The following is a 7,034-nucleotide window of genomic DNA, read 5'->3' as shown; positions in this document are numbered from 1 at the left end:
TCTCTGGCAGCTGTGTTTCTGCTCGTTCTGATCAGCTCACTCACGACCATCTATCAGAGTGAAAGTTCTCTGGCCAACAATGTTGCGCGGAAAACCACCACCGATACGGCCAGCTCCTATTTCGACAGTATCAATATCCTGATGCTCAGCGGCGCGATGAATAATCGCCAATCGCTGCAGGAGAAGATCCTGACCAATGACGACCTGAACGAGGCCCGTATTATTCGAGGTGATGCGGTCAGCAGTGTTTACGGTCCGGGTTCGGCGGACTCCGCCATCATTGACGACCTCGACCGTCGGGCGATGAAAGGTGAATCGATCATTGAAGAGATCAATAACGATCAGGGCCATTTCCTGACCGTTGTCACGCCCATGAAGGCGCTCTCTTCCTACAAAGGCACGAACTGTCTGCTCTGCCATCAGGTTCCTGAGGGCACCGTGCTTGGTGCGGTGCGTGTGACGTATGACTTCGCCAATCTGGATACTCAGATCAACAATAACGTGATGAAAGTTGCATTTGTTGAGCTCGCACTGTTTATCGCCGGTCTAATCGTCATCAGTTTGCTGCTACGCCGTATTGTTTTGCAGCCAGTGAACCGACTCAGCAAAACAATCTCTGACATCGATAAAAACGCTGACTTGAGCCAGCGCATCAAGGTGACCTCCAATGACGAGATCGGCCAGATGTCTACCGCGTTCAACTCTATGCTACAGAGCTTCCACGACAGCCTGAACAAAGTTAGCACTACCATTCATAAACTGGGCTCATCCAGCAGCCAGATAAACGAAATAGCCACCTTGGCCAACGACGCCGTGCGTAACCAGCAAATACAGACCAGCGCCGTCGCCGCCGCTATGGAGCAGATGGAAGTTGCCACCCGCAGTGTTGAAGCCAGCGCAGAAAGTACTGTCTCAGCCTCAGAACTGGCGTTAAAAGAGAGCACTAACGGCACCAGCATCACCACCGACGCAATCGGCGCAATCGAAGGCCTGAAACAAGAGATCGACGTTGCTACAACCGTGATCCATAAGCTGGACGAACAAAGCCAGAACGTAGGCACCGTGCTAGAGGTCATTCAGAAGATCGCCGAACAAACTAACCTGCTGGCGTTGAACGCCGCGATTGAAGCCGCCCGCGCTGGAGAACAGGGCCGAGGCTTCGCGGTCGTCGCAGATGAAGTTCGCACACTAGCAAGCCGCACCCGCAACTCCACCGAAGAGATCAATGCAATTATTGAGGCTTTGCAGCATGATGCCCGCGACGCGGTGAATGTTATGCAGCGAGCACACCAGAGTGCAGAAGACGGTGTTGCTCAGGTGCAAGGCACATCTAATGCGCTTAGTAACATAGCGGAAGAGGTTCGTGTGATAAACGATATGAACCATCAGGTCGCCTCTTCGGTTAAGGAGCAGACACAGATGGCAGCCAGCGTTGAGTCGAGCGTAACAGAGATTGCGAAAACATCTGAGCACACCTCGTCACGGGCCGGTAAGCTGAACCAAGTCGCCCACGAACTGGGATCTTTGGCCAGCGAACTGGAGATTCTGGTGCAGCGCTTTAAGCTTTAATCTGATCGTTAAAGCCCATAAATAAAAAAGGCCGCATCAGCGGCCTTTTTTATTGTCTGTCGATCCGCAAACGCAGATCCATGATCAGTTTTTATAATCGTTTTTATCTAATCCGTATTTCTTCATCTTGTCGTACAGCGTTTTCCGCGGCAGCCCGAGACTCACCAGCGTATCTTTGATCGAGCCACCGTGTTGTGCCAGATCGGCCTGAATCAGCATTTTCTCAAAACGCTCAACCTGCTCGGGCAACGTCATCGCCCCACCCTGCTCACCATTAGTAATCGGGCGGTTATCAAAATCAAACGTACAGGATTCACCCAGCAACACGTACCGCTCGGCCAGATTACGCAGCTCACGGACGTTACCGGGCCAGTCATGGGTCATCAAACTGTGCATGCGTTCAGCGGACAATGGAGTAATCGCCCGGCCATACTGGTTAGACGCCAGTAAGGAGAAATGCTGAAACAGCATAGGGATATCATCACGACGCTGGCGCAAAGAGGGAATATCCAGCCGCACCACATTCAAACGATAATAGAGGTCTTCACGGAAAGCCCCTTCTGCGGACAACTCCTTCAGATCTGCTTTTGTTGCCGCGATAATACGGATATCCAGAGGAATCAGTTCGTTGGAGCCCAGCCGTTCAATCGCCCGCTCTTCCAATACCCGCAGCAACTTAATCTGTAATGTCATCGGCATGCTCTCGATCTCATCGAGAAACAAAGTGCCGCCATTGGCATGCTCAAACTTACCAATGCGACGCGCTTTGGCATCGGTAAACGCACCCTTTTCGTGACCGAAAAGTTCCGATTCAATCAGGTTTTCCGGAACCGCCCCGCAGTTGATCGCGACAAAATTGTGATCTCGTCGCACACTGTGATCATGCAGATAACGGGCAGTCAGGTCCTTACCTGTTCCGGTTTCACCCATGATCAAAATATCCGCCGGCGCATCGGCGATGGTTTGCACCAGACGGCGCATCTGCACCACCGCTGCCGTATTGCCAATGATCCGTGGACCGGGAGAACTTTGCAGTTCCAGATCCTGACGCAAGCGACGGTTTTCGATGGTCAGCCGACGCTTCTCCACCGCACGCCGCACCACATCCAGCAACCACTCAGACGAGAACGGTTTTTCAATAAAGTCGTAGGCGCCATCACGCATGGCACTCACCGCCATCGAGATATCACCGTGACCGGTAATCAGAATCACTGGCAGATCAGGGTCTTGCGCCTGCACCCGGCGCATCAGTTCGAGACCATCGATGCCGGGCAGGTTGATATCCGTCACCAGCACACCGGGCCAGTCATCGCTGATCAGCGCCTGTACCTGCTCGGCATTTTCCAATGCCGTCACATCGTATCCCCCCAGCTCAAGCGTTTGCCCTGCGGCAAGGCGGATATGCTTCTCGTCGTCCACCAGAATAATGGGGAGACTCTCTTCAGTATGCACCTGAGACCCTGCTGTCATATCACTCAATCCCCGCAACCTGCGCCAGTGGTAATTCGATTATAAATATTGCCCCACCCTCAAGGTGGTTTGCCACACTCAGGCGGCCGTTCAGGTTTTCAATAATCCGATGGGAGATCGACAAACCTAAGCCTAACCCCTGACCCGCTTGTTTCGTGGTAAAGAAAGGTTCAAATACCCGTCCCAGTTCATCGACCGGAATTCCCGGACCGAAGTCACGCACGCGGATCGTTAACGTCTCTGATTGCTGCTGTACGTCGATTTCAATACGCTTGTGTTCGACTTCATCCATCGCCTGCAATGCATTACTGATCAGGTTCACCATCACCTGTTCCAGCCGCACCATGTCCGCCATCACATAGATCTTTTCCAGACCCGGCGGCCAGCTGATCTCTGCTCCTTGTTTGTTCAGACGACCATACATAATCGACATGGCACCATCACGCACCGCCTGCAGGCAGACCGTTTCAGGCTGCCCCGAGCTCTTACGGGAGAACTCTTTCAGAGGGTGAATAATCTTCGCCATCCGTTCGGTCAGCCCGCCAATCTCATCCAGATTAGTGGCTGCAACATCCGTTTTGCCCATATTGAGGAATGCCCGGGCATTATCGGCATAGGCGCGGATCGCCGTCAGTGGCTGGTTCAGTTCGTGGTTGATACCGGCGGACATCTGCCCCAGCACTGCCAGCTTCGCCGTCTGGATCAGCTCATTCTGCGTATTGCGGTGCTGTTCAACCTCTTCGATCAGTTTTTCGTTAGCGCATGTCAGGTCAGCGGTGCGTGATTCAACACGCGACTCCAGCTCATCCCGCGCCCGCTGCAACTCCTGCTCATACAGTTTGCGTTCGGTGATGTCGTGGATGGTCACAATAAAGCGTTTTACGCCCCCCACCTGCATCTGCCCGATGATCAGTTCAATGGGGAAGTTGCTGCCATTTTTACGACAACCATACGCTTCAATAAACAGTTCAGATTCACGCGCCTCGTCGGAGGCCGTGATATGTTCCCAGCAGACACGGCGATCACGGTAGCACACCAGAATACTGAAATACTCTTGCCGGATATGGTCTTCACTGTAACCAAACAGTCGTTCAGCGGTGGTGTTGAATGATTCGATGCGTCCCTTGTCATCCAGCGTAATCAGGCCCGCCTGTGTATTATCGATGATAGCCCGGATGCGGGATTCATTCTCCTCCAGCGCTTCGGTCCGGTGCTGCTTGAAACGTTCCCGTTCACGTTTAATACGTTCGCGTGCCAGCAGGAACAACACCAGCAAACCCAGCGCCACGTAAACAAACGATGCCAGCACCACGGCATTAAAGACCTGCTTGCTGACCTCTCGCGTACTGGCGAGAATCACCACGTTGAGGCCACTGTCAGGCATCATCCGGCTCTGCAACAGATACTGGTTGGGTGAAATACCATCCAGCGCCGCATTATCGATACGTTTGCCATCGATCAACGTAATCAGCTGACTGCCATCCTGGCGCCGCTTGCGCTCAATGATTTCCAGCGCATGCAGCTCCCGATCACCGTAACGCAGGCTATCGACGATACGCTTCATATCCTGCGGGGCCAGCGGTTTTAATGTACGAAATTTCCACTGTTCCTGCGTCGAGATGAACACCACACCATCTTCATCGGTCACCAGAATATGCTGGGCGGGATCGCTCCAGTCATCTTCAATTTCGTTCAGATCAATTTTGACCACCACCACACCGATGATCTCGTCACGTACACTCACCGGGTAAGAGAAGTAGTACCCCCGTCGCAACGACATCGTACCTAGCGCAAAATAACGCCCTGGCCGCCCCTCAATCGCATCCTGAAAATAGGGCCTGAAACTGTAGTTCTGTCCGACAAACGAGCGCGGCTCTGCCCAGTTACTCGCAGCCGCAGTGATCCCCTGACTGTCCATCAGATACACGTCCGCCGCCTCTACGGTGTTGGATACGTACTCCAGATACACATTCGCCGCACTGCGCGCTGCCGCATTGCCGGGTTTACGCAGGACATCCTGCAACAAAGAGTGAGTGGAGAGCAGGCTGGGGAGCTTGTTATAACGGTCGAGTTTCTGCTGCAGGCTGAGGACATAACGGCTCAGGTCCGCCTGCGAACGTGTCTGCAGCGTATCCATCGCCTGCTTTCGACTGAGCGAGGCGGTCTGCCCGACAATCAGCACAAACGCGATGGTTGCCATCAGCGTAATCAGCAGTCGGTGTTTGCGCCAGGGTTGGATTAGGGGGCCTAAGCTGTTCATTACCTTTACATTATAAGACGCCAACAGCTCCGCGGTGTGGCGCGGATAACCAGACGTGAACCGAATGAGAGAGGTCTGCACCCCACAAGGGCTTCTTATTATGCGCTGAAGCGGAAGAACTTGAAATACTGCAGTCAGAGCCCTAATGTTGTCCCTATTGAGCCCCATACTTGTACTTATCTGCAGTTGCACAAAACCGCAACTGCCAACAATAAGACCGGATAACCGGCCCTCCACTGTCTGCACTTTTTATAAATCGAGAGAGCCTAATGCTAAAACGTACCAAAATTGTAGCAACACTGGGTCCGGCAACGGATAAACCGGGCGTATTGAAAGAACTGCTGCGCAACGGCGTCAACACGGTCCGCCTGAACTTCTCCCACGGCAGCGCAGATGACCACCGCAACCGCGCACAGGCGGTACGTGAATGTTCCCGCAGCCTCGGTTTGCCTGTCGCGATTCTGGGTGACCTGCAAGGCCCGAAAATCCGCGTCGCCCGTTTCCAGAGCGATAAAATTAAGCTGGCCGTCGGTGACAGCTTTGCGCTGGATGCGACACTGGAAACCAACGCCGGTGACCAGACTCAGGTCGGCATCGACTACAAACAGCTGCCGGAAGATTGCAACACCGGTGACGTCCTGCTGCTAGATGATGGTCGTGTACAGCTGGAAGTCGTTGCCATCAATGGCAGCCGTGTTGAAACAAAAGTCCTGATCGGCGGCCCGTTGTCCAACAACAAAGGCATCAACCGTCAGGGTGGTGGTTTGTCTGCCGCGGCGCTAACCGATAAAGACCGTCGTGATATCAAAGTCGCGGCAGAGATCGGCATGGACTACGTTGCGGTATCCTTCCCTCGCTCCGGCGATGATCTGCGTGAAGCGCGTAAATTGCTCGACGATGCAGGTTCTCTGGCGGAAATTATCGCGAAAGTGGAGCGTGCCGAAACAGTCGCCAGCAATGAAGCTCTGGATGATGTGATTCTGGCCTGTGACGGCGTAATGGTCGCACGAGGTGATCTGGGTGTTGAGATTGGCGATGCAGAACTGATCGGCGTGCAGAAACACATTATCAAACGTGCCCGTGAACTGAACCGCGTGGTTATCACCGCCACCCAGATGATGGAAACCATGATCGAAAACCCGATGCCGACCCGTGCCGAGGTATTCGACGTGGCAAACGCCATTCTGGATGGCACCGATGCGGTGATGCTGTCAGCGGAAACCGCTGCGGGTAACAACCCGATCGAAGTGGTGAAAGCGATGACCCATATCTGTCAGGGTGCGGAGAAACATCAGCTGTCACGTCCAGCGCCCACCGGGATTACCCAGCGCTGCGAACGTTTCGATGAAACCATTGCACGCTCTGCCATGTATACCGCCAATCATCTGGTCGGTGCCAAAGCGATCGTCTGCCTGACCGAATCCGGCTCCACGCCACTGTGGATGTCCCGTATCCGTTCCGGTTTGCCGATCTATGCGCTGACCCGCAATGACCGCACGCTGCGTCGTATGGCACTGTACCGTGGCGTAGAACCGATGTTCTTTGACTCCACAGCGGTAAACGAAGCGGACCTGAACCGTGAAATTCTGGAAGGCCTGAAAGCGAAAGATCAGCTAGAGCCGGGTGATCTGGTGATTCTGACCCGTGGTGCCCAGCTGGGTGAGCACGGCGGCACCAACTCCATGCAGGTGCTGAAAGTTTCCTGATCATCACTACCGCCCGCACAGCCTCTGTT

The 7,034-nt window shown here is 54.0% G+C and carries 4 protein-coding genes; 2 read left to right on the top strand and 2 right to left on the bottom strand.

Annotation, left to right across the window (positions count from 1 at the left end):
* The coding region (locus tag ABYW01_RS01125; RefSeq protein WP_372830702.1) for a methyl-accepting chemotaxis protein at positions 1-1,569 on the top strand (1,569 nt) is incomplete at its 5' end.
* An 84-nt stretch (positions 1,570-1,653) separates the two neighbouring features.
* On the opposite strand, the gene ABYW01_RS01120 is transcribed toward ABYW01_RS01125, so the two are convergent.
* Both ABYW01_RS01120 and ABYW01_RS01115 read right to left on the bottom strand, forming a co-directional pair.
* A complete protein-coding gene (locus ABYW01_RS01120) occupies positions 1,654-3,039 on the bottom strand; it encodes a sigma-54-dependent transcriptional regulator (RefSeq protein WP_372830701.1) in 1,386 nt (461 codons plus the stop codon).
* A 1-nt stretch (position 3,040) separates the two neighbouring features.
* On the bottom strand, positions 3,041-5,299 hold the full coding sequence (locus ABYW01_RS01115; protein ID WP_372830700.1) for an ATP-binding protein: 2,259 nt from the start codon (positions 5,297-5,299) through the stop codon (positions 3,041-3,043).
* Between the two features lie 269 nt (positions 5,300-5,568).
* Between ABYW01_RS01115 and pyk the strand changes: the two genes are divergently transcribed.
* Positions 5,569-7,005, top strand: coding sequence for a pyruvate kinase (gene pyk, locus ABYW01_RS01110; RefSeq protein ID WP_372830699.1), 1,437 nt, complete (start codon positions 5,569-5,571; stop codon positions 7,003-7,005).
* The last annotated feature ends 29 nt before the right edge of the window (positions 7,006-7,034 follow it).

The organism is Pontibacterium sp. (assembly GCF_041587635.1).
GTDB lineage: Bacteria > Pseudomonadota > Gammaproteobacteria > Pseudomonadales > Balneatricaceae > Pontibacterium.
Note: the sequence above shows the minus strand (reverse complement) of the source record. Positions and strands in the feature narration are given on the sequence as shown.